We start from the raw sequence: 528 nt of genomic DNA on the forward strand, positions 1-528 counted from the left end.
TAAGACTAACTTTGGAAGATTAAGTTTTTCATCAACTAATGGTAAAGACATAGTTGTAGAAGCTACTAGAGATTATGTTGGGGCTGATAATCAATTACATAGTATGAATATTACAAGTGCAATAGGCTATGATAAAAATGTTTCTGAAAAAACAGTTAGCTTAAGAGAAACTAATGCTACTATAGATAGAGAAACAGCAGATGCAATGGGCTTTAATGCTAATGATTGGCAAGCAACTGATGCAGGAGATAATAAGAATGGTTATGCTGCAGGTGTAATGACATTAAAAGGCGCACAAGCAATGATGAATATTGCTGAATCAGCTCAAAAAGCTCTTGAAGCAATTAGAAGTGACCTTGGTTCTGTCCAAAACCAACTTGTTTCAACTGTTAATAATATTTCAGTTACTCAAGTAAATGTTAAATCAGCTGAAAGTAATATTAGAGATGTTGACTTTGCATCTGAGAGTGCTACATTTAGTAAACACCAAATCCTAGCTCAATCAGGTGTATATGCAATGAGCCAAGC

The 528-nt window shown here is 34.3% G+C and carries 1 protein-coding gene; it reads left to right on the forward strand.

The features are described from left to right. Positions 1-528: flagellin (locus AVBRAN12642_RS09785; protein ID WP_336608324.1), on the forward strand; the 528-nt coding region annotated here is incomplete at both ends.

The sequence above is a fragment of the Campylobacter sp. RM12642 genome, from assembly GCF_020137635.1.
GTDB lineage: Bacteria > Campylobacterota > Campylobacteria > Campylobacterales > Campylobacteraceae > Campylobacter_E.